This window comes from Iodobacter sp. BJB302, from assembly GCF_002735645.1.
Lineage (GTDB): Bacteria > Pseudomonadota > Gammaproteobacteria > Burkholderiales > Chitinibacteraceae > Iodobacter.
This window is the reverse complement of the sequence record NZ_PDZG01000073.1, coordinates 1-21,502: the sequence shown is the minus strand read 5'-3', so window position 1 is coordinate 21,502 and position 21,502 is coordinate 1. Positions and strand designations below refer to the sequence as shown.

At 51.0% G+C, this 21,502-nt stretch carries 18 protein-coding genes, 1 tRNA gene and 1 rRNA gene; 15 read left to right on the top strand and 5 right to left on the bottom strand.

Translation table 11 applies throughout. From position 1 onward, the window contains the following. Nucleotides 1-163: 163 nt before the first annotated feature. Together CSQ88_RS18535 and treR are read left to right on the top strand one after the other, a co-directional pair. Nucleotides 164-1,108, top strand: coding sequence for a hypothetical protein (locus CSQ88_RS18535; protein ID WP_099399570.1), 945 nt, complete (start codon nt 164-166; stop codon nt 1,106-1,108). Nucleotides 1,109-1,214: 106 nt separating this feature from the next. Next, entirely contained in the window at nt 1,215-1,919 is a 705-nt protein-coding gene (treR, locus tag CSQ88_RS18530) for a trehalose operon repressor (RefSeq protein ID WP_099399569.1), read from the top strand. Between the two features lie 84 nt (nt 1,920-2,003). Here the strand turns inward: treR and CSQ88_RS18525 are convergent, their stop codons facing one another. Both CSQ88_RS18525 and CSQ88_RS18520 read right to left on the bottom strand, forming a co-directional pair. After that, nucleotides 2,004-2,462 carry a threonine/serine exporter family protein gene (locus tag CSQ88_RS18525; protein ID WP_099399568.1) on the bottom strand — a complete coding sequence of 153 codons (459 nt, stop codon included), beginning with the start codon at nt 2,460-2,462 and terminating at the stop codon, nt 2,004-2,006. Next, a complete protein-coding gene (locus tag CSQ88_RS18520; RefSeq protein ID WP_099399567.1) occupies nt 2,463-3,221 on the bottom strand; it encodes a threonine/serine exporter ThrE family protein in 759 nt (252 codons plus the stop codon). Nucleotides 3,222-3,586: 365 nt separating this feature from the next. Here CSQ88_RS18520 and treP point away from each other — a divergent pair, with 365 nt between their 5' ends. From treP to CSQ88_RS18500, 4 genes are all read left to right on the top strand, one after another. Beyond that, a complete protein-coding gene (treP, locus tag CSQ88_RS18515; RefSeq protein ID WP_099399566.1) occupies nt 3,587-5,044 on the top strand; it encodes a PTS system trehalose-specific EIIBC component in 1,458 nt (485 codons plus the stop codon). A 74-nt stretch (nt 5,045-5,118) separates the two neighbouring features. Further along, nucleotides 5,119-6,765: an alpha,alpha-phosphotrehalase gene (treC, locus tag CSQ88_RS18510; protein ID WP_099399565.1), complete on the top strand. Its 1,647-nt coding sequence runs from the start codon at nt 5,119-5,121 to the stop codon at nt 6,763-6,765. Between the two features lie 17 nt (nt 6,766-6,782). Next, nucleotides 6,783-7,028, top strand: coding sequence for a hypothetical protein (locus tag CSQ88_RS18505; protein ID WP_099399564.1), 246 nt, complete (start codon nt 6,783-6,785; stop codon nt 7,026-7,028). Nucleotides 7,029-7,230: 202 nt separating this feature from the next. Continuing rightward, nucleotides 7,231-8,451 carry a carbohydrate porin gene (locus tag CSQ88_RS18500; RefSeq protein ID WP_099399563.1) on the top strand — a complete coding sequence of 407 codons (1,221 nt, stop codon included), beginning with the start codon at nt 7,231-7,233 and terminating at the stop codon, nt 8,449-8,451. 72 nt (nt 8,452-8,523) lie between these two features. Here the strand turns inward: CSQ88_RS18500 and CSQ88_RS18495 are convergent, their stop codons facing one another. The 3 genes from CSQ88_RS18495 to CSQ88_RS18485 all read right to left on the bottom strand — a co-directional run bounded on the left by CSQ88_RS18495 (nt 8,524) and on the right by CSQ88_RS18485 (nt 11,431). After that, the gene (locus CSQ88_RS18495; protein WP_180273725.1) at nt 8,524-10,095 is read right to left on the bottom strand and encodes a PAS domain-containing methyl-accepting chemotaxis protein; all 1,572 of its coding nucleotides are present in this window, start codon (nt 10,093-10,095) and stop codon (nt 8,524-8,526) included. 239 nt (nt 10,096-10,334) lie between these two features. Beyond that, nucleotides 10,335-10,411 (bottom strand) — tRNA-Pro (locus CSQ88_RS18490). Between the two features lie 57 nt (nt 10,412-10,468). Then, entirely contained in the window at nt 10,469-11,431 is a 963-nt protein-coding gene (locus tag CSQ88_RS18485) for a polyprenyl synthetase family protein (RefSeq protein ID WP_257212672.1), read from the bottom strand. 274 nt (nt 11,432-11,705) lie between these two features. Between CSQ88_RS18485 and rplU the strand changes: the two genes are divergently transcribed. The 9 genes from rplU to CSQ88_RS18440 form a co-directional block, all read left to right on the top strand. Next, nucleotides 11,706-12,017 (top strand): 50S ribosomal protein L21, encoded by a 312-nt coding sequence (rplU, locus tag CSQ88_RS18480; protein WP_099399561.1) that lies wholly within the window; start codon nt 11,706-11,708, stop codon nt 12,015-12,017. Between the two features lie 36 nt (nt 12,018-12,053). After that, entirely contained in the window at nt 12,054-12,332 is a 279-nt protein-coding gene (gene rpmA / locus CSQ88_RS18475) for a 50S ribosomal protein L27 (RefSeq protein ID WP_099399560.1), read from the top strand. 199 nt (nt 12,333-12,531) lie between these two features. Then, complete coding sequence (gene obgE, locus CSQ88_RS18470; protein WP_099399559.1) at nt 12,532-13,746, top strand: GTPase ObgE; 1,215 nt, start codon at nt 12,532-12,534, stop codon at nt 13,744-13,746. Between the two features lie 254 nt (nt 13,747-14,000). After that, complete coding sequence (locus CSQ88_RS18465) at nt 14,001-15,272, top strand: hypothetical protein (RefSeq protein WP_099399558.1); 1,272 nt, start codon at nt 14,001-14,003, stop codon at nt 15,270-15,272. Nucleotides 15,273-15,356: 84 nt separating this feature from the next. Then, nucleotides 15,357-16,004, top strand: coding sequence for a hypothetical protein (locus CSQ88_RS18460; protein WP_099399557.1), 648 nt, complete (start codon nt 15,357-15,359; stop codon nt 16,002-16,004). 209 nt (nt 16,005-16,213) lie between these two features. Further along, nucleotides 16,214-16,861: a hypothetical protein gene (locus tag CSQ88_RS18455; protein WP_099399556.1), complete on the top strand. Its 648-nt coding sequence runs from the start codon at nt 16,214-16,216 to the stop codon at nt 16,859-16,861. 188 nt (nt 16,862-17,049) lie between these two features. Continuing rightward, nucleotides 17,050-19,872 (top strand): ATP-binding protein, encoded by a 2,823-nt coding sequence (locus tag CSQ88_RS18450; protein ID WP_099399555.1) that lies wholly within the window; start codon nt 17,050-17,052, stop codon nt 19,870-19,872. After that, nucleotides 19,869-21,041: a class I SAM-dependent RNA methyltransferase gene (locus CSQ88_RS18445; protein WP_099399554.1), complete on the top strand. Its 1,173-nt coding sequence runs from the start codon at nt 19,869-19,871 to the stop codon at nt 21,039-21,041. The genes CSQ88_RS18450 and CSQ88_RS18445 overlap by 4 nt, the downstream gene beginning before the upstream one ends. Nucleotides 21,042-21,428: 387 nt before the next feature. Continuing rightward, nucleotides 21,429-21,502 (top strand): 16S ribosomal RNA (locus tag CSQ88_RS18440); the annotation flags it as partial.

Here is a 21,502-nt window from a genome sequence, read left to right as displayed (position 1 = left end):
ACCGTTTCAATCGTCGAGCAGACCTGTGCGCTCTGATTCCTCGATTACTCAAAGCCGTGATGCAGGCTAAACCTTGTCCAAGAGGGGTATTTCAAGCCTTAATTGAGCAAGAGACATAATCAGGTCACTGAATGCGTTTTCTCAAACAGGAGCTTGTACGATTATGTTTTTACCAACAATGCTAAGGGCTGTCGCTATTTCTGCTTTTTTGACTGCCCTGCCTGTATCAGCAGCAGAGACCGCATCACCAGCTACTACGCCGCTTTTAGCGGATAAGGCCAACTTCACGCTGCCATTCTATTTATTTAACGGCCACATCCTGATTGATGGCGCGGTTAATGGCCGTCAGGGAAAGCTGATGTTTGATACGGGCACTGAGTTTCCTTTCTTTTTAAATAATCACTATTTACCCTTGGCAAAAGATCTGAAAATTGGAGAGGGGCAGGCGGCTTCAGGGCAGAAAATGGTGCTTTATAAGCAACAGAACCCCATTAAAACGATAGATCTTGCCGGGCAGATACAGCTTAATAACCTGACGGCTGTTTTGCATACAGACTGGAGTTTTATTGAGCAGGCCTATACGCCCTATTTTTTAGGCAGCATTGGTCATGGTTTTAATCGGCAGTATCTGTTTGTGATCGATTATGAAGCGCAGACCATCGCATTTCACGCTTTTAATCAGAGCAAAACCCTGCCCGCCAGCGTGATTGATCCCGCCCGCGTTGCTGCCACGTTCGAATTTACCCCAACCGGGGTTGATGGAAAAATGCCGGAAGTCGTGCTGCGAATCGGCAACAAAACCGTCAAAGCATCTTTTGATACAGGTAATCTGGGAAGCTTGGAATTAACAGAAGCAATGAAAAACGAGCTTATCGCCAGCGGCGAGCTGATACTTACCCCCAGAACATACACCTACGGCCTGCGCGAGCCACATGAGAGCGCCAACTTGAAGGGGCTAAACTATGGTCCCCAAGCATTACAAGATGCCCGCAATCTGACTTTTAAAATTGGCAAAACTAATCAGCTTGGATTGGGCTACCACTTTCTAAAAAATTACATTTCGGTATGGGATTATCAAAACAGCAGACTAACGTTGCTGAGGCCTTAGAGGATGATGCTGTTCTGTGGATTAACCGCTTCCCCAAACTGGCATCCAAAGTCAGTTTCAGGCAGACTGCCTGTTCTATTCCTGATTCCCCCGAAGTGACCCAAGCGTGAACAAATACAGCCAGATTTTTGCCGATATCGTTGCGGATATTGATAACCAGCGTTTGCAAAAAGGCGAGAAGATTCCTTCAGAATCTGAGCTGATGAATAGCTATGCGGCAAGCCGGGGTACGGTGCGTAAGGCGGTGGATCAGTTGCAGGAGCGTGGCTATGTGCAAAAAATCCACGGTAAGGGCGTGTTTGTTTTAAAGCCGGGCAATATCGAATTTCAACTCAGCGGTATTGTCAGCTTTAAAGAATCTTACGAGCGCCTTGGGCGGGCGGTGACGACGCAGATTGCTGATTTTCAATTGATCAGCGCAGATAAATCGCAGGTTAAGCTTTTGCAAGTGCCGGAAAAAACCGAGCTGGTGCGTATTAAGCGGGTGCGTAATATCGATGGCGAGAATGTGATTCTGGATATTAATTATTTTGTCGCCGGACTGATTCCCGGCCTTACGCCGCAAATTGCGCAGAATTCGATTTATGAATATATAGAAAAAGTGCTTAAGCTAAATATCTGCTACGCCCAGCGCGTATTTGAAGCCCAGCCCTGTATTGAAGACGATCGCCGTTATTTAGATTTAAATGGTATGGATCATGTGATTGTGGTGAAAAACCACACCCATTTCTACGATGGCCGCCAGTTTGAATACACGGAATCCCGGCACAGGCTGGATAAATTCTTTTTCTCGGATATTGCGCGGCGTTGATTTTCTTGGCGACACAAGAAAGGAAGGCCCATGCGGGGGCTACCGCTCCTAAATCAATGTGCCGCAGGCACTAAACCTACTTCATTATCTCCCCCGCTTTGGCAATAGCAATAAAGGCGCTGCAATGCCAAAGGCTAGCGCTAATACAATCATGATGGCTTTTACGCCGTGCACCCCGGCTGCCACTAAAAGGGCCGTGCCGTCTGCTTCTGCCGACATGGTGGCGATGCCTAATAAGGCTTGCACGGATTGATACATCGATTTGCCGGGGATCATGGGAATAGCAGCGCTAATGGCGTAAATCACGCCAGGCTGATTGTGGCGGTCTGCCCAAAGCTCGGCCACAATGCCGATTAATAATGCGGCCAATAGCGTGCCAAATACAATATCACCATCCAGTGTTAATACCAATTTTCGTACGGCATGGCCGGATACGGCCAGAATGCCGCACATCCATAATGCTTTTGGCGGTACATTAAATAAAAGTGCAAAGCCTAATGCGGCGGGCGCAGCCATTAGCTCGATTAACCAAGGTGTGTACATTTAGATTCCTAATATCCTGAGCGCTAAGCTAATGCCAATGGCAATGCCCAGAACAATAACGGCGCTCATGGTAAATCTAACAATGCCATTTAAATAATTAGCATTTAGTAAATCAGATGCGCCATTAATTAAGGGCACCCCGGGAATTAAAAATAAGACTGAGGCGGCCATTGCGGTATCGGGCGTGCTGGTGAAATCTCTTAATAAGCCGGTGCAAAGCAGGGCCACAAAGCTGGCTACGCTGGCAAAGACAAAGGGCTTAAAGTGCTGTAATACCAGTTGAAACCGCACCGCCATTCCCACTGATGCGCCAAGAGTAGTAATCAAAATCGCCGCTGTATCGCCGCCAAATAAAGCTGCAAATGCGCCGCAAGATAAGCCCACAAATAAAGTCACCACGCTGCGCGGGTAATGGCCTTTGGCTTGGGCGATTAAATCTAAAGTGGCATGGGCCGCATCGGTATCAAGCTGGCCTTGCTCTAATGCAAATAGCCAGCCATCTAATGACGTTAATAAAGAAAAGTTTACTCCCATATGCGGCGCTTTTCTAAAGCCCGTTTCCCGCTCGTGCTCCCGCTCTATGGTGGCGCCTATATTAGTGGATGAAATAATCACCTCTACCTGCACCGCGCCCAGCGCCTTGGCCGTGCGCTGAATAATCAGCGAGGTGCGATGCGTGCCCGCCCCGGATTGATGGGCAAGCAGGCCTGCTTTTAAGGCCAGCGTCAGAATATCGGTCAGTGCGTAGATGGCTTTCATTGGCTCCGCGCAGGATCAGGCAAACGTCAACAGAGCTTTCATCATAAAGTAATTACGTTGGAATGCTTTATCCACGATCAAGCCAGCCTTAAAACAGGCATTTTTACGCCTGCGTCTGTGGTTTTTTTGTAATGGCCCGCAGCACAGCACGGGGAAGCGAGGTTTTAAGCCATTTCTGCTCTGAAAATACCCGCCAGAAAGGCCATTTACACCGCATTTTTCTACGCATACTTAGTCTTGCTGTGTTTGATTTAGCTTAAAAGGCAGTGAATTTAAGTACTTAACTGGTACATACGAGTATTGACACAACTCGTCTGTACGAGTTAAGTTGCGTCACTGTGAATATTACACAAAGAGGCAGACAGATGAGCTATGACTACCGGCAGATTGCACAGCAGATCCTCGATTCAATAGGCGGGGCAGAAAATATCGAGCAGGCGGCGCACTGTATTACGCGGCTGCGGATTGCTTTAAAAGACGAAGGCAAAATCAATCATGAGGCGCTGAAGGTGGTTGATCTGGTGAAAGGCCAGTTCAGCAACGGCGGTGTGTTTCAGATTGTGATTGGCTCGGGTGATGTGGATAGGGTTTACGCGCAGCTGATCGATCTGGCAGGCAGAAGCGCTGCCACCGTGGCGGATGTAAAAGGCAAGGCTGACAATAAACTCAACCCTTTGCAGCGCTTGGTCAAGATTTTCTCTGATGTGTTTATGCCAATTCTGCCCGCGATTATTGTCGCGGGCCTCTTAATGGGGATAAACAATCTGCTCGGCGCTAAGGATATGTTTATCCCAGGCAAAAGTTTACTGGATGCATATCCGGGCCTGAGCGGGCTGTGGCAGCTGGTCAATATGATGGCCAATACCTCCTTTGTGTTCTTGCCTGCCCTGGTGGGCTGGTCGGCGGCCAAGCGTTTTGGTGGCAGCGAAGTTTTGGGGATTGTGCTGGGCTTGCTGCTGGTGCATCCCGATCTGCTCAACGCTTGGAATTACGGCAAGGCCGCAGCGGGGCTGGATGGCCAGGCGATTCCTTACTTCGATATTTTGGGCTTGTTTAAGATTGAGCGCGTTGGTTATCAGGGGCAGATCTTGCCTATCCTGGCGGCAACCTGGGTGATGAGTCAGGTAGAAATCTGGCTGAAAGCGCGCGTGCCTAATGCGATTCAACTGCTGGTCGTGCCGATTACCACCATCGTAGTCAGTGGCGTGCTGGCGCTGGCGGTGATTGGGCCGGTGGCGCGTGGCCTCGGCGTGTTGATTACCCAAGGCTTGGTGCATATTTTTGAAGTGGCCCCCGTGCTGGGCGCGGCGATTTTTGGTGCGCTGTATGCGCCGCTGGTGATTACCGGCATGCACCATATGTTTATTGCGGTGGATTTGCAGCTGATTACTAGCCACGGCGGTACTTTTATCTGGCCGATTATTGCGCTATCAAATATTGCCCAAGGCAGTGCGGCTTTGGCGATGTTCTGCATTGCAAAAAGCGCTACCGAAAAAAGCATGGCCTCTACCTCGGCAATCTCTGCGTTCTCCGGCATTACCGAGCCAGCTATGTTTGGGGTAAATCTGCGCTTTAAATATCCTTTCTACGCCGCATTGATAGGTTCAGCCTGCGCATCGGTCTTGATTACCCTAAACCACGTTTTAGCTTCCGCGATTGGCGTGGGCGGCTTACCGGCGTTTATCTCGATTGTGCCTGTGCATATTCCGGTGTTCCTGCTGGGTACCTTAGTTGCCGTCATTGTGCCGTTTTGCCTGACTTGGGTCTTTGCCAAGCGCATGGCGTGGAAAGCTGAGCCGGTGCTGGCTCAGCAATCTGTGTAGATATCCGGAGCGGCAACGCCTCAGTTTTTTAGTAAGCAGCGCCGTATCAGTGGCGCTGCGCAGGGAGTATTCAGATGCAACAAGACTGGCAATCATCGGTGGTTTATCAAATTTATCCTAAAAGCTTTTGCAGCCATCAGGGCAAGGCGACGGGGGATATTCTGGGCATAGTAGACAGGCTGGATTATCTGCAATGGCTGGGAGTGGATTATCTGTGGCTGACGCCAATTTACGCCTCGCCGCAAAAAGACAATGGCTACGATGTTAGCGATTACTACGCGATTGATCCGGCTTACGGCTGCATGGCCGATTTTGACTTGCTGCTGAGCGAAGCATCTGCTCGTGGCCTGCGAATCATGCTGGATATCGTGGTGAACCACACTTCGGTACAGCACGCATGGTTTCAGGAGGCTTTAAAGGGCCGTGATAATCCTTATCGTGATTTCTATATCTGGCGCGATCAGCCCAATAACTGGCAATCCAAATTTGGCGGCTCAGCATGGGCGCTTGATCAGGCCAGCGGCCAGTATTATCTGCATTTATTTGATGAAAGCCAGGCGGATTTAAATTGGGAAAACCCAAAGCTGCGCCAGGCCGTGTTCGAGATGATGCAGTTTTGGGCCGATAAAGGCGTGGCAGGCTTTCGCCTCGATGTGATTAATCTGATCTCCAAGCAGCAAGATTTTAGCGACGACGATAGTGATGGCCGCCGTTTTTACACCGATGGACCGCGCGTGCATGAATATCTGCAAGAAATGCACCGCGCCGTATTTGCCGGGCGGGATTTGCTGACCGTGGGCGAAATGTCATCGACCACTTTGCCTCACTGCATTCAATACTCGCGGCCAGACCGGTATGAATTATCCATGACGTTTAATTTCCACCATCTGAAAGTGGATTATCCGAATGGCGAGAAATGGGTGGCCGCGCCTTACGATTTTATTGAGCTAAAACGCATCTTGTCGGATTGGCAAAGCGGCATGAACGAGGGGGGGGGCTGGAACGCTATTTTTTGGTGCAACCACGATCAGCCGCGCGTGGTTTCACGCTTTGGCGACGATGGCCGCTATCGCGTTGAATCCGCCAAAATGCTCGCCACCACGCTGCACGGCCTGCAAGGCACGCCCTATATTTATCAGGGCGAGGAAATTGGCATGGCTAATCCGGCCTTCACCCAGATCAGCGATTATCGCGATGTGGAAACGCTGAATGCCTACCAAAGCCTCAGCGTAGCGGGCGTGGCCGAGGCCGACATCATGGCCGCAATTAAGCAAAAATCCCGCGATAACTCGCGCACGCCAATGCAGTGGGATGATGGCCTGAACGCTGGTTTCTCCAGCGCTGAGCCGTGGATAGGCATCGCCAGCCAGCCAGAGGGGGTAAATGTGGCTGCTGCAAGGGCAGATGCAGATTCAGTATTGCATCACTACCGCAAGCTGATCGCCCTGCGCAAAACATCGGCTGCGCTTAAATATGGCGAATACCGCTGCCTGAGCACGCAAGACCCGGCCGTTTGGGCTTATACCCGCAGCTTGCCGGATGAAATCTTGCTAGTGGTGAGTAACTTTACTGCGAGCAGGGCAGTGTTTTCATATGCAGGCATCCCCGCTGGCTGGTCGGCGGAGCGGGTATTGGCTAATTACGCCGATATTGGCGCAGATTTCAGCCAGTTTAATTTACGGCCATTTGAATCGCTGATGGTGAGGTTTAGTCCTTCTTAGTTTAGGGGGCACTGCTGATGCAACATTGCAAGCAGTACTTTTTAAGTGCCTTCGGCACGTTGATTTTGGTGCGGGATCCCCGCTGGGACTCACTTTCTTGCTTCGCCAAGAAAGTAAGCAAAGAAGGCGACCCCGACCAGCACGAAGGCCCCTCATCTGCGGACAATCGAGCGGCGGCTGCGGAACTCGCTTCGCTCAAACAGTCCTCGCCGAAACCCCGCCCGCTTGTTCCTCGCTTCGGCGTGCTTCAAGGGGATTTTTAAGCCCTATGCAGAAAGTGTGGCTATTACATTTTTTTGTGTGCGAGTAAAAAAATTGTTTAACACGCACTGGGCTGCACCCGCCGCCCAGTTTTAACACCACCCCAATTCCTGCCTTCAGGAAGTTTTGTCCCCTCCCAATGTGCAGGGCCAGGGACGCTTTTGCTTGTTAGTTTGTTTTTAAAAATATATAAGGAGTAGAGCGATGTCTCATTCAGTAATTAAAACAGCAACCACGCTGTTAAGTGGCGTTTTGGTAGCGACGGCCTTGCCCGCAATGGCTTTTGAGTTTCACGGTTATGGCCGGATTGGCTCGGGGGCTTCAACAGGATCTGGCGGTGCGCAAAGCTGTTTTCAGCTGGCCGGTGCCGAGACCAAGTATCGTCTTGGTAACGAGTGCGAGTTATACGGCGAGCTGGAAATCAGCCACGACTTTTTTAAAAGCGAGCAGGGCAGCACCTTTACCGTGGTGGGAATGGGCAGCCTCTATAACCGCAACGACAGATCGCCCACTTTTCAGCCAGAAGATGGCAGCGCCAGAGCGCCGCAGATTTATGCCAAGTACAGCAATATCCCTGAGTTAAACGGTGCAACACTGTGGGCAGGACGCCGCTATTACAAGCGCCATGATGTGCATATCACTGATTTTTACTACTGGAATCCAAGCGGCACGGGGCTGGGGATTGAGGATTATAAAGTTGGCGATTTAAAGCTTAGCTATGCGTTTTCGCGCGAGGACAATATTTATCAGGCTGATTACGCCAATAAACATGATTTTCAGCTTGGCGGGATTAAGACAAATCAGGGGGGGGAAGTGGCGCTGGGCCTGAGTTATATCCAGGAAGCAGGGCAGGTGAGCGGTGCCAATAGCGGCTGGTCGCTCACCGCGCAGCACGAGCAAAAGGGCTGGCTGGGTGGCAGCAATAAATTCGCCATTCAGTATGGCGTTGGCCCCGGCACGGGTTTGAGTTATACGGGCTCTTTGCTGGCGGACCAGAGCAATAAACGTCTTCGCTTAGTTGAATCCTTTGACTGGCAGGCTACGCCAGAATTCGGCGGCCAGCTGACTGCGGTGTATCAGCGCGATCAAAGCGATGCAGGCAGGCAAACCTGGTGGTCGGCCGGGGCAAGGCCGGTTTACGCCTTCAGCCAGTATTTTAAATTAGTGGGCGAGGCAGGCCATGATCGGGTGGAGGCTTTAGACGGGCAAACGCGAAACCTAAGTAAGCTGACTATTGCGCCAACGTTTACCTTAGATAAAGCATTCTGGAGCCGCCCGGAGCTGCGTCTGTTTTATACCTACGCCCGCTGGAATGAAGCGGCCCAGAATGCCGCATCTGCTGGCTCTGCGCTGTCTAAAACCGGCACATTTGGTGCAGATTTAAATGGCTCAACTTACGGTGTGCAGCTTGAGTACTGGTGGTAAAGCGGTTTTATAAGCAGAGAAGCAAAAAAAGAGGGGCGCATTTAGCGCCCCTCTTTTTTCTTGCTGTGATATTTACAGCGATTTTTCAAATTGCTGCACCAGCTGATGCAGCTCGCTGGCTATTTCTGTGAGCTGTGATGCGGTTTGGCCCACATCTGTAATCCGGTTGGCATTTTGTTCGGTAAGCGCATTCATTTTTTCCATGGTTTGCGCTACTTCTTCGGTGGCAGAAGACTGCTGATCCAGCATCCCGGCCACATGGCGTGCGGATTGATCTACGCCGTTGCTGGCCGCAGCAATCTCGCCCAGCGTAAGGGTGCAGGCATCAATCTGCGCAGTGCCGTGATTGACCGAGGCCACAGCCTCACGCATGGTGGCAAGGGCTTCGCTGGTGCGGGCTTCCACACTGCTGATGGTGCTGGCAATGCTGATGGTACTGGCGCTGGTACGCTCGGCCAGCTTGCGCACTTCATCGGCCACTACGGCAAAGCCACGGCCGGTTTCACCTGCACGGGCCGCTTCAATAGCGGCATTCAGAGCCAGCAGATTGGTCTGGTCGGCAATTTCACGGATGGTTTGCGTTACCACGCTGATTTCTCTTACTGCATCGGATAGTAATCCGAGGGTTACGCGAGCCTGATCAACCACATTAACCACTTCTTGCGTGGCTTGCTGTGCTGCGCCCATTTCCTCTGCGCCACGTGTTGCCAGCTCATTGGCTTTAGCGGCGTGGTCTGCACTCAGGCGTGTGGCAAGGCTGATTTCACCCACGCTGGCTGCCATTTCTTCTAATGCGGCGGCAACTGTGCCTACGCCATCTGATTGCTCTCTGCTGCGTTTGAGTAATTCTTCAGCACTTTTAGCAACGCCCTTTGCACGCTCGTCCACGCGATTACCTGCAAGCACTACATCGGCAATAATGGCGCGCAAATTAATGCGCATTGATTCCAGCGCCACCAGCAGGTGGCTGAATTCCTTAGGCGCTTTGGCGTCTACATCAAAGCGGAAATTACCTTCACTGAGTTGTGAAAATGCGTACTCGATTTGCTGAATAGGGCGGGTCATCGACTGGCTTAAATACCAGCCGCCAGCAATGGCTGCAATGGCAGATACGGCAAGTAATGGCGTGGCAAAAGGGGAGGCCAGCGCAGGAAGCGCTACTGCAGCCAGTACCAGCCAGATTCTTTGCTTCATTGAGCTTTGCTGTGGCCATTCGGTGGCGGGCAGCTTGGCCTGGCCAGAGTTTACTTTGCTATATAGCGCTTCGGCAGCAGAGATCTGCGCACGGCTGGGCGTATTGCGTACCGACATATAGCCAATTTTCTGGCCGTTTTCGCGTATCGGCGTGACAAAGGCTTCTACCCAGTAATGATCGCCATTTTTGCAGCGGTTTTTAACAATGCCACGCCAAGGCAAATCTTTTTTTAAGGTTTGCCACATATCGTCGAAGGCACTGCCGGGCATAAAGGGATGACGAACAATATTGTGCGGCTCGCCAATGATTTCTGGCCCGGTAAATCCTGCCACTTCTTTGAAAGATGAATTGGCGTAGCTGATTCGACCTTTTAAATCTGTTTTGCTGACAATAGGGCGGCGGGGATCAACGGCGACTTCATGTTCGGTAATCGGTAAGTTGCTGCGCATTGCGAAATCCAATAGGGGGCTGACAGGCATGGGTTAGCCATGCTTGCATGTTGCAGGCTGGCGATGTGTATGCAGTTTTGCTGGATGATAAACGAATATTAGAGATTACTACTTAATTGCATTGGCTGACTATTGATATAAGCCCTATTTAGCTTGGGGGTAATCATGTGTGGTGTGGCGGATGGAGAAATGGCAGGCAATAAAAAACCTCAGAACCGAAGTTCTGAGGTTTTAATATTTGGTCGGGGCGGTGGGATTCGAACTCACGACCCTCTGCTCCCAAAGCAGATGCGCTACCGGGCTGCGCTACGCCCCGAAATCTCTTCACATTGCTGTGAAGAGGTGCGCATTATTACTGAGGCCGTACCGCTTGTCAACTGTTTCTGTTAATTGATATATCGGCCAGCAAAAGAAGTGATTGCAAATAAGGGTTTAGCGTTAAGCCTTCAAGGCAGTCTTTAGCCAGCTGGGCTTCTTTTGCCGCAACAGCACGCGCATATTCTAATGAGCCGCTGGCTTGAACTGCAGTCAGTACGGCAGGCAGCTCATCACGGTTGGCGTGTTGCAATGCGGTGCGGACAATATGGGCGGCTTCTGGCGTACCGTGGCTCATGACATGAATCAGTGGCAAAGTCGCTTTGCCTTCAGCCAGATCATCGCCGAGGGTTTTGCCGATTTCACTGGTTTTGCCAGAGTAATCTAATACATCGTCAATAATCTGGAAGGCAGTGCCCAGATGCATGCCAAAACGCGCCATACGATCTTCCGTATCAGGATCGCTTTCGGCAAGAATGGCGCCAAGGCGTGCTGCGGCTTCAAATAATTTAGCTGTTTTGTAGCGAATCACTTTTAAATAAGCGGCTTCATCGATATCCACATTGCCGATATTCATCAGCTGCAGTACTTCGCCTTCAGCAATAATATTAGTGGTATCGGCCAGCACTTGCATAATTCGCAATGAACCACAGCTCACCATCATCTGAAACGCGCGCGAGTATAAGAAGTCGCCCACTAAAACGGATGCGGCGTTGCCAAACAGCACATTGGCTGTATCGCGGCCACGGCGCAGATCCGATTCATCGACCACATCGTCATGCAGCAGCGTCGAGGTATGAATAAACTCGATCACGCCAGCCAGCTCGCGGTGATGGGTGCCTTCATAGCCCAAGGCTTTTGCAGACAAGAGCACCATCATTGGACGCAAGCGTTTACCGCCCGAGTTCACAATATATTCGGCGACTTGCCGCACTAGAATGACGTCAGAATAGAGGCGATCGCGGACCACCTGGTCCACCGCCTGCATTTCTTCGCCAATAACTGATTTTACGAACTCCATTGCCACGCTTGTGCCCCGTACTGCTCGTGCATGAATTAATCGCGCATGTTAGCAGAAACTTCGGCGCTCCGCTCTGTCTTGGGTACAGGAGTTTGCCGCGATTCCACTGGAATACGGAAGGCGGCGGTGCGTAAGTGCTTGACTTGATTAGTCCTTCGGCGTAGTATCGCGCGTTTCCCGATTCGGGAAGACGTTTTGCTGCTCGCGCTATTTAATAATAGAGGGCGTGACAGGTAGTAAAGCGCAAGACCCAAACTCTCCAATGGAGCTTGTTATGTATGCAGTCGTAAAAACCGGGGGCAAGCAGTATAAAGTTGTCGTCGGCCAAAAACTTAAAGTAGAACAGATTACTGCAGACATCGACAGCCAGATCGTACTGAATGAAGTATTGATGGTGGCAGACGGTGAAGTAGTGGTGATTGGTGCCCCACTGGTAGCTGGTGCATCTATCTCCGCAACCGTGGTAACACACGGTCGTGGCGACAAGGTGACCATTTTTAAAATGCGTCGTCGTAAGCATTATCAGCGCCATCAAGGCCATCGTCAGAATTACACTGAATTGCGTATCGACGCGATCGTTAAGTAATTCCGCCTTTTCGTAATTCAGTAGGAGTGTTGCAACATGGCACACAAGAAAGCTGGCGGTAGTTCACGTAACGGCCGCGACTCACATTCAAAACGACTTGGTATTAAGGTTTACGGCGGCGAATTAATTCCTGCTGGTTCTATCATCGTGCGTCAGCGCGGTACAGAATTCCACCCAGGCGATAACGTTGGCGTTGGTAAGGATCACACCTTGTTCGCGCTGAAAGATGGTTATGTACAGTACGCAATTAAAGGCGCTCTGAAGCGTCGCACTGTTACCATTCTGCCTTACGTTGGTGAAGAAGTAGCTGCTTAATTTATTAAGCGATAGTGGTATATTTTAAAGCCCTGTCCATCATGGATGGGGCTTTTTTTCTATCGGAAGTTTTGGTTCTGTTGCTTATTATTTTTGCACGGCATTTGTTTTATTTTTATGCTTTAAAAATAAATAAGCAACAGTGCCTCGCCCAAAGCACGCGGGCAGTCTTCTAAAGAATTTTGCTGGAGCTCTACGCATGAAATTTATTGATGAAGCAAGAATTGAAGCCATTGCCGGCAAGGGTGGCAGTGGTTCCGCAAGTATGCGCCGTGAGAAATTTATCCCCCGTGGCGGCCCGGATGGCGGTGATGGTGGCCGTGGTGGCAGTGTTTGGGCGGTTGCGGATGAAGATATCAATACATTGGTTGACTATCGTTTTGTAAAAAAATACAAAGCACGCGACGGTGAAAATGGCCGTGGTGCAGATTGCTACGGTAAGGGCGGCGATGATGTTGAATTGCGCATGCCGGTGGGCACGTCGATTGTGGATGCCGAATCTGGCGAGCTGATTGCAGATTTAACCGAAAGCGGCCAGCGGGTTGTGATTGCTAAGGGTGGCAAGGGTGGTTTGGGTAATCTGCACTTTAAATCGTCTGTAAACCGCGCGCCGCGCCAGACTGCACCGGCTGAAGAGGGCGAGCGCCGTGAGCTGCGTTTAGAGCTTAAAGTGCTGGCTGACGTAGGTTTGCTAGGCATGCCTAATGCGGGTAAATCCACCTTTATCCGCGCTGTTTCTGCTGCTAAACCTAAGGTGGCTGATTATCCGTTTACCACTTTATTCCCAAATCTGGGCGTGGTACGTATCGATGATAACCGCAGCTTTGTTGTGGCCGATATTCCTGGTCTGATCGAAGGCGCGGCTGAAGGGGCTGGTTTGGGGCATCGCTTCCTGAAGCACTTGCAGCGTACCGGTATTTTGCTGCACATCGTTGATCTGGCTCCGTTTGATGAGTCAACTGATCCGGTAGCTGAGGCCTGCGCCATTGTTGAAGAGCTGCGTAAATACGACGAAGAGCTGCATAAAAAACCTCGCTGGCTGGTGCTTAATAAGCTGGATATGATTCCGGAAGACGAACGGGCCGAGCGTGTGGCCAACTTCCTGAAAGCTTATGGCTGGGAAGAAGGCAAGCACGATGCCTATGAGGCGTTTGATCCGATGCAGCCACGTTTGTTTACTATTTCTGGCTTAACAGGTGAAGGTTGTCGCGATTTAACTTACGCGATTATGGATTACCTGGAAGCGGCCCGTATTTACGCGCGTAATGAAGATAAAATTCGCGCCGAGCAACTTGAAATAGCCCGTGAAGCTGCAGCGCTTGCAAAAGCGGAAGCCAATGCTGCAAAAGAAGCTGCAAAAGTAGCCGCTACTCAGGCAGATTTACTGGCTTCAGACGACAGCGCCAGCGCGTAATCAGATTTAATACTTCGCTAAGTACTGGCCTTGGCCTGAATTATTCAGGCTGGCGGGGTAGTAGAAAAACGTAGCAGACGCCCGGGTACAAGATAAAAAATGGCGAAAAATCGTAATTTACAAAGGGTAAATAAGGATTTTGAGCCATTTTTTAACTCAGTATTCGGGGTGCGCAGCCATGTTACAACTACCTCTGGTACTTGGCGGGTGTACGCGTTAAGCTCCTTTCCCTTTTGTACTCATCTGCCGGTCACATGCAGAACGACTCCGCTCTCTTAGAATTTTTTCAGCCTGGCTTTGTGCCGCTCGATCTGCCTCCACTGGCAGGGCTGATCCGCGCCCGTCCCTATTTAGACGCTTTTATCACGCTCTTTCGCGGGGGTGAGGAAGAAGTCATGGTGCGCCTCCTGGTGTTGCGGGAAATTGGCGCTCGTGCACAGGCTCCGCGCTGGACGCCGCAAGACTTACAAGCGCACTTTGCCTATATCAATCCTGTAAAGCTTGAAACCGTTTTAAAGCGGATTCGCGATAACGGTCTTCTGGTATGGGATTCGGATGAGCAGCTTTATTCATTATCTGAGCCGGGCCGCATTGCGCTGGCCTCGATTGGCACCCTGGTACAGTTTTCTGATGGCGATGCCGAGCTGGGCTATTTAACCGCGCAAGTAGCGGCGGGGCAGTCGGTTGGGCGGGTGGCGCATGAAGCATTGCAGCACCTATTGGCCCGCTTGAACGAGCTATACCGCGATTTTGAAGAAGCGCTTGAGTCGCAATCCGAGTTCCAAATTCGCAAGGCGCAATCTAAGCTGGAAAGTGTCTGGAAATGGGTAGAAAAAGGCACCGAGGTAATGCACTCCATCCTCGATGATGACACCTTGGATCTGCTGACACTGAATCAGGCGCAAGCCATTGCTACCGCGCAAAGTCGTATGTTGCGTTTAACCAGCGTATTTCAGCGCCGCTTAAGCGAGCTGGCTGCGCAGCGCGTGCATTTGGGCGAATCCGGGCTGACATCGACTAATGTGGCCGATTGGCTGCGGCGTCTGGATCAGGATGAATTGGCCAATTTGGGGCGGGATTTGTTGATTTTCCATCCGGAGCCAGTGTTTGTGACTGCGGATGAGTTGTTAGATATTTCCGAGTACGAGCTGGTTAGCCGTGAGCGTCTTGAATATATCGAGAGCGCCCTGCCGTCGAGTGAGGTGGCAGAAGACGTTGAAGCGATGGAAGTGGAGCGCCTCCTGGATGCGGAAGCGCTGTTTGAAGAGTTGGGCGCCTTAGCTGCCCGTGGCGGCACGGCCGAGCTGTTTGAGCAGGTGGTGGCTGATACTTACAATGTCACTGCTTATCGCTTATCTTTGCTTTCTTTACTTGGTGATGCCGATGCTGCACTAGAACAAAGTGTGGTGGCAGATTTAGTCCGCCTGCCTTTATTCTTGGAGGCAGAGGAAGGGGTGGAGCTGCTGGAACACCTGGAAGTAGCAGCAATTAGTCGCGGCAGGTTACGGCCTGTTGACATAAAATAGTTTAAATAAGTGCATGTTGCTTTCTGTTCTAGACAGCATTAACAAGGTAGGCTTGGGTCTAATCAAATCGTTGTGGAGTGCATAATGGGTCTTTTGGATGATCTGAAGCAGCAGGCCGCGTCAGTAGAAACAGATAGTGCAGAGCAAAGGCGTGTTTATCTTGCCAATATGGGCCTGATTGATAGTGCAATGCGTGCAGTCCTTGCTTATTTTTACGAGCTGGCAAATCAGCTTAAGGTGGTTAAACCGGCCAGCCCGCATACCTACCGGGTATGGGGAGTGGGTGAATTTACACAGATGAATATGACGCTTGCAGCGGCAAATTCGCGTAATAAATCGCTGGAGGGTGGAGAGCACCCTGATTACGTTGAGTTTATTGTTGAGTGGCAGGGGCGGGAGGCTTTACGAACAGTGTGTTCATCGCAAAGCGCTGCTAAACACTTAAAAGAGCAGATGTGGCAGTACGGATGTAAGCTGGAAGAAAAAATTCAGGCTGCGCCGGATGGTAAATTTATCCGCTCGGCAATAACGATAGCCCCTCTGGTGCCAACGCGTTTTCGCTTTGATGCGGTATATGACACCGGGAAAATTCGTTTAAATATTCGTAATCTGGCTAATTTAGGCGAAGATCAGCATTTATTGGATGCTGCTCAATGCACGCCTGTGCTCTGTGAAGAGCTGGCCAAGGCCATGCTGGGCAAGCCGCATCATTTGGCTGATTTATTAGCTTAACGTGTACTGCCGTCTGCTGTGCCTGGCCATGATTATATTGGGGTTGGCCACCCCGGCTGGCTTTCCTGCATTCTTTCGGTAAATTTGGCCTTATCTATTTGTGCAGTATGCCGCCATAATCTGTGCAGCATGCCAAAGTTTTGGCTAAGTTTCGCTACCTGCTTGAGTTATTTGTTTAATTTTGGCGTTTTATATCTGTATGGGTGTACATGGATCAAGCTCTTAATATTTTGGTCGCGCGCCTCCTGGCGCATCGCTTTTTACCGCGCAAAGATCCTTTAGCGCGGCGCGCTCTGATTGATGAAGCGTTCCGCGAATCGCTGGACCACCGGCTGGCCGGTTGTGGCTTGCGCCTATTAGAAAATCCTTACGCAGAATATATCGCCGTCGGCCTTGCCAGCGAGATGGAAGACTGGGTATTTGGCGAGGGCGAAAACTGGTTGTCCAATAATATGGGCATGCCAAGAGACGCGATTGCCCTTTTGATTGTGGTCTGGGCCTTAATTATTTTGCCAAAACGCCAGCGCCAGATTGCCCTGTCGGCATCAGACCCTGACGATATGTTTGGCGAAGCATCGCCGATTGAGTTTGGTGATGAGGTGGCTCCGGGTATTCCTGAAGAAGCGATTTACGCTGATTTTGGTAAAAAGCTCGGTGGTAAGGCTCGCTTTTCGATGAATTTAAGCCAGTTAGCCAAACTCGGCTTTATTAATCGCCGCAATAAAATGGTTTTTGAAGGGCCGCTGCTTGATCTGATGATCGATTATTCACGCTTAGCACCGCGGATTATTAATGGTGCTTTGGCTGATTTGCTGAAGATTGATGCCGTTGCGGTTGAAACACCGGTTGAAGATTGATGTGAAGATTTGTGAAGGATCAGCGTTTATTCGGTGCTCTGGCGTGCAATTAGTTTGCGGCCGCATGGATTGATGACGAGTGCTGTTGAGCCAGCAGGCCCCTTCAAAGCGGCTTCCGGGTTGCGTCAAAATAGTCAGTAAGCAGATAAGCTGCAATGCAGTTTTATCGGGACATAGGTTGAAGATTAATGTTTCAGATTCGTGAAATAGAAATGGTTCATTGGGATTTCTGGCGTGCGATTCGTGTGCCGCTGGATGCCCAGATTGTGACCATTGTCGGGCCAAATGGCTCAGGCAAAACGACTATGCTGGACGCGCTGCGCACCTTGCTGGCTTTGCGCTGCTCGGGTCGCCGTGATTACAAGCGCTATGTTCGCAATAATAAAGAAAACTTTGCCTGGCTGCGTGGTGTGGTTTCCAATCCGCGTCGTGGCGAAGGTGGCTTATTTCCCTATTTGTTTTTCCCCATTACTAGCCCTGAGGTCACGCTGTTTTGCCGCGTAAAAAAACAGGGTGGCGATTGGGTGCGTCATTACGCCATTGCCGAAGGCGTGGTTGAGCTGACGCCAGAAACCGAAAGTGGTCTGCAATGGCTGGGCGTAAATGAATACAAGCGCCGTCTTGAATCGGCGGGCCTGACTGCGGCGATTGCCGAAGTATTGGCGCTGGAGCAGGGCGATACCGATAAGCTGTGTGAGTACAGCCCCAAGGCTTTGCTGGATTTGGTGTTCCAGGTGTTTGGCGATAAGCAGGTATTGGATAACTATCAGGATGCCAAGCTGCGCCTGAAAGAAACCGAAGGCGAGCTGGGTAAAGTTGAGCAGCAGATGGCCCAGATCGGGCTGGATGTGGAGAGGATGAAGCTGCGCTCTAACAGCTTTCTGGAATGGCAGGCATTGCAACGCGATGTGATTCGCCTGGAAAAAGACGTGGTGCCTGGCCTTAAGTACCTTGAGCAGTGGGATGGCTTGCTGGCTGGTTTGCAGCAGTTCCGTCTTGCGCGCACTAATCTGCGGGCTAAGAAGCAAGAGCTGGACGAGTTGAATCTGGCGTATTCAGAATTCGATCAGCGCCGCGAAGCTGCCATGGTAGGCGAGCGTGAAGCCAAGCAGGCTTACGATAATCACTTTGCCCTGTTTCAACAGGTGCGTGATGCGGCCCGCGATACTGAAAAACTGCTGAAAGAAGAAACTCGCCTGCGTGAGCTGGCCGAGTCAGAGCATGGCCGTGATGCGGTCAGCATTAATGACCGGTTGCTGGCTTTAAAAGAGCAGCTTGCCAGCTTAAGACAGTGGCTGCGTACTGCTAAAGAAGAGCGCCAGCAGCTGGCCGATATGCAAAACACCCTGCAAGCGGGCAGAGCGCCGTCGCCAGATTTTACCCGGAATATGCGCTCAGCCCTGGATGAGGCGGCTATTCCGCACCTGGTGTTGACTGAAATCGTTGAAGTCACCGATGCTAGCTGGCAGCAGGCGGTTGAAGCCTTGCTGGCTCCTTATCGTCACATCGTATTGCTTAAGCGTGCCAGCGATAGAAACCGCGCATGGGAAATTGCCCAGCGCTTACGCTATCGCCACTTTATTGTGCCTGACAGCGAGCCTGTGCCGCGCGCCAATAAAGGCTCGGTGCTAGAAGTGGTTGATTTCAATGGTGATGCGCCAAGCTGGGTGGTGCAATTGCTGAACCGCACTCAGCGCGTTGTCACCGTTGAAGCGGGTGGCAAGGTCGATGGCGACTGGATCACCAAAGAGGGGTATCACAAAGAGCGCCGTGGTGGCCGCGATATTAGCGTACGGCCAAGTGATTTTGCCTTTGGCGAGGCCGCGCGGCAATCGCGTTTAGGCGATGCGCTGAGCCGTTTAAAAGTATTAAATCATCAAATTTTAGATGCCGAAGCCCGCGATGTAGATTTAAGCCGCGATATCAGCGGCCATACCGAGCAATTGATGGGTATGCAGGCGGTGGTACAGCTGGCAGCACGTCAGGAGGAATTTGCAGCAGCAGCGGCACGTTTCCCCGGTGAGCAGGAATCTGTTCAAAACTTGGGTGCCGAGCTGGCCGCAGCACAAGCAGCCTGGGAAGCGGCGCGGGATGCTCGTGAAGAATTGCGCGTCGGTTTTGAGCGCAGTAAAGATCAGCGCGAGCGTCTGGCCGGGCAAGTGAATTATCAGCAAGATCAGACACAGCGTCAGCAGCTGGAAATCCACAAGCAATTACGCCAGTTGCGCGAGCTGAAAACCAGTATGCAGGAGCATTTAAGCGATGTATCTGCGTTGAATGCCGTGCGTGAGCAATTTGGCAGTGTGCGCGAAGTGCAGCATTTGCTGGAGCGCCAACGCCAGCAGCTGGCCAATGGTCAGTGGGAAACCGATGAAACAATTCTGGCCCGCCGCGATAAGCTGCAAAATGATTACGACACCGTGCAGCGTGATGCCGAAGTTCATTACAAAGAAGTTCAGCGTACTGGTGAGCTGACGCATGAAGCGCGTGCCGCCTATATTAATAAGCTGCGTGCCACGGTACGTGCTTACTGCCGCAATATTGCCCGCCTAGGCGAGCTGGCAGGGATTGATGTAGAGGCCGAAATGCCGCATCTGGATAACGATGATGCCGTGCTGGCGCAAGCAGGTTTGGCGGCGCGTTTCAATTTCGACCAGAAAGGCATGATGGGCATGAACGACGGTGAGGCGTCGGGTGGTCAGCAGGTGATGAAGTCCTTGATTCTGCTGATTGGCCTGATGATGGATGATGCCAATCCATCAGGCTTTGTGTTTATTGATGAGCCGTTTGCCCACCTGGATATCTTTAATATTGATCGCGTTGGCGCTTTCCTGAAAGCCACGCAGGCGCAGTATTTAATTACCACGCCACTGACTCATAACACCAATGTCTACGCGCCATCTGATTTGACGCTGACCACACGTAAAAAGCGCCCGGGGGATACTTGGGCGCCACTTATTCTTCAAACCCGTCGCCGGGTTGAAACTGCACAACAAGAGCTGATCGTATGAAACAAGTATTCCATTTTTTCGCCCCCTGCCCGCGAGGCCTAGAAGGGCCACTCGTTGCTGAATTAGAAGCACTTGGCGCCGATCAGATCAAAGCAACTGATGGTGGTGTGGGTTTCGCTGGTTCCTGGATTTTGATGTACGAGGCCAATCTGCAATCCCGTATTGCCAGCCGTATTCTTTGGCGCGTTGCAGAAAAAAGCTGGAAAACAGAAGACGATCTTTACGCCATGGCGCGTGATTTAGATTGGGCCGAATTGTTTTCTGTGGATTGCACCATCAAGGTGGGCGTTACGGCCTATCGTGTACCGCAGATTCGCAGCCCCGAATTTGTTGCGCTGCGGATTAAAGACGGCATCTGTGATCGCTTCCGTCTGAAAGGCGGCAAGCGCCCGAGTGTGGATACCGCTGAGCCGGATATGCGTATCCAGCTTTATCTTACTGATCGCAATGCCACTCTCTATTTAGATACCTCAGGCGATGCGCTGTTTAAGCGTGGCTATCGTATTGAAACCGGCGAAGCACCAATGCGCGAAAATCTCGCTGCCGGTATTTTGGCCTTGATTGGCTGGACACCTGCCGAAGCGCTGTACGATCCAATGTGTGGATCGGCGACCTTCTTGATTGAAGCGGCCATGATTGCGCGCAAAATTGCACCGGGTGCGCGTCGCGAATTTGCATTCCAGAAAATGCGTTTGCATAGCGAAGGCATGTGGCAAGAGCTGGTTGCTGCAGCGCGTGCTGCTGAAACCAAAGAAATTTTCCCTATCTATGGTAGTGATGTGTCAGCTGCCGCAATTGCTCATGCCCAGGCTAATTTAGATTACGCCCGCTTTGACGACACCATTCATTTAAAACAGCTGAACGCTATGGATGCCAAACCGCCTGTAGAAATGACAGGGGTCTGGCTTTCCAATCCGCCTTATGGTGTACGCTTGGATGAGAAAGAAAAACTGGCTGCGCTTTATCCGCAGTGGGGTGATGCCTTGAAAAAGCGTTTTTCGGGCTGGAGAGCTTATTTCCTGACGGCTGATATGGACATCACTAAGCATATGGGTCTTAAAGCTTCCAAGCGCACACCTTTATATAATGGTGGTCTGGAGTGCCGTTTGTTTGAATACATTATGATTGCAGGCGGTATGCGCCGAAAACCTGCTGGTTCAGGCGAATAAATCGCTGAAAATTGAAACAAGCCGCTTTTAAGCGGCTTGTTTGCTTTGTGTAGCATGATTTTGCGTGTGAGCAGAGCCTGTCAAATAGCATCTTGTTAAAGTTTCTCGTTTGTTTGATCGTTTTAAAATCAACCGTTTACCTTGTTTTTTGTACTTTATTGCTACTAAGGTGTTGACCGGGTGTGGTGTCGCCGGTATAGTTCGGCCTCTCGCTGCAGCACACACAGCAACACGGTGTTCGAGCAGTGGCGAAACGATCTTTAAAAAAATACAGTCGATGAGTGTGAGTGCTTGATTCGGAAGCGAAACAAGTGCTTACATGAGTAAGGAGTAGCCAGCGATGGTTGCTCTGAATAAAGTAAGCCAGTAAGTACTAGCTTAGCGATTAAACTAAAGAGTTTGATCCTGGCTCAGATTGAACGCTGGCGGCATGCTTTACACATGCAAGTCGAACGGTAACA

Excerpts from the sequence above, each read along its gene's own strand:
- CSQ88_RS18535 (WP_099399570.1), top strand. The coding sequence starts at position 164 with ATGTTTTTACCAACAATGCTAAGGGCTGTCGCTATTTCTGCTTTTTTG.
- CSQ88_RS18525 (WP_099399568.1), bottom strand. The coding sequence starts at position 2,462 with ATGTACACACCTTGGTTAATCGAGCTAATGGCTGCGCCCGCCGCATTA.
- CSQ88_RS18520 (WP_099399567.1), bottom strand. The coding sequence starts at position 3,221 with ATGAAAGCCATCTACGCACTGACCGATATTCTGACGCTGGCCTTAAAA.
- treP (WP_099399566.1), top strand. The coding sequence starts at position 3,587 with ATGAGCTATGACTACCGGCAGATTGCACAGCAGATCCTCGATTCAATA.
- treC (WP_099399565.1), top strand. The coding sequence starts at position 5,119 with ATGCAACAAGACTGGCAATCATCGGTGGTTTATCAAATTTATCCTAAA.
- CSQ88_RS18505 (WP_099399564.1), top strand. The coding sequence starts at position 6,783 with ATGCAACATTGCAAGCAGTACTTTTTAAGTGCCTTCGGCACGTTGATT.
- CSQ88_RS18500 (WP_099399563.1), top strand. The coding sequence starts at position 7,231 with ATGTCTCATTCAGTAATTAAAACAGCAACCACGCTGTTAAGTGGCGTT.
- CSQ88_RS18495 (WP_180273725.1), bottom strand. The coding sequence starts at position 10,095 with ATGCGCAGCAACTTACCGATTACCGAACATGAAGTCGCCGTTGATCCC.
- CSQ88_RS18485 (WP_257212672.1), bottom strand. The coding sequence starts at position 11,431 with ATGGAGTTCGTAAAATCAGTTATTGGCGAAGAAATGCAGGCGGTGGAC.
- rplU (WP_099399561.1), top strand. The coding sequence starts at position 11,706 with ATGTATGCAGTCGTAAAAACCGGGGGCAAGCAGTATAAAGTTGTCGTC.
- rpmA (WP_099399560.1), top strand. The coding sequence starts at position 12,054 with ATGGCACACAAGAAAGCTGGCGGTAGTTCACGTAACGGCCGCGACTCA.
- obgE (WP_099399559.1), top strand. The coding sequence starts at position 12,532 with ATGAAATTTATTGATGAAGCAAGAATTGAAGCCATTGCCGGCAAGGGT.
- CSQ88_RS18465 (WP_099399558.1), top strand. The coding sequence starts at position 14,001 with ATGCAGAACGACTCCGCTCTCTTAGAATTTTTTCAGCCTGGCTTTGTG.
- CSQ88_RS18460 (WP_099399557.1), top strand. The coding sequence starts at position 15,357 with ATGGGTCTTTTGGATGATCTGAAGCAGCAGGCCGCGTCAGTAGAAACA.
- CSQ88_RS18455 (WP_099399556.1), top strand. The coding sequence starts at position 16,214 with ATGGATCAAGCTCTTAATATTTTGGTCGCGCGCCTCCTGGCGCATCGC.
- CSQ88_RS18450 (WP_099399555.1), top strand. The coding sequence starts at position 17,050 with ATGTTTCAGATTCGTGAAATAGAAATGGTTCATTGGGATTTCTGGCGT.
- CSQ88_RS18445 (WP_099399554.1), top strand. The coding sequence starts at position 19,869 with ATGAAACAAGTATTCCATTTTTTCGCCCCCTGCCCGCGAGGCCTAGAA.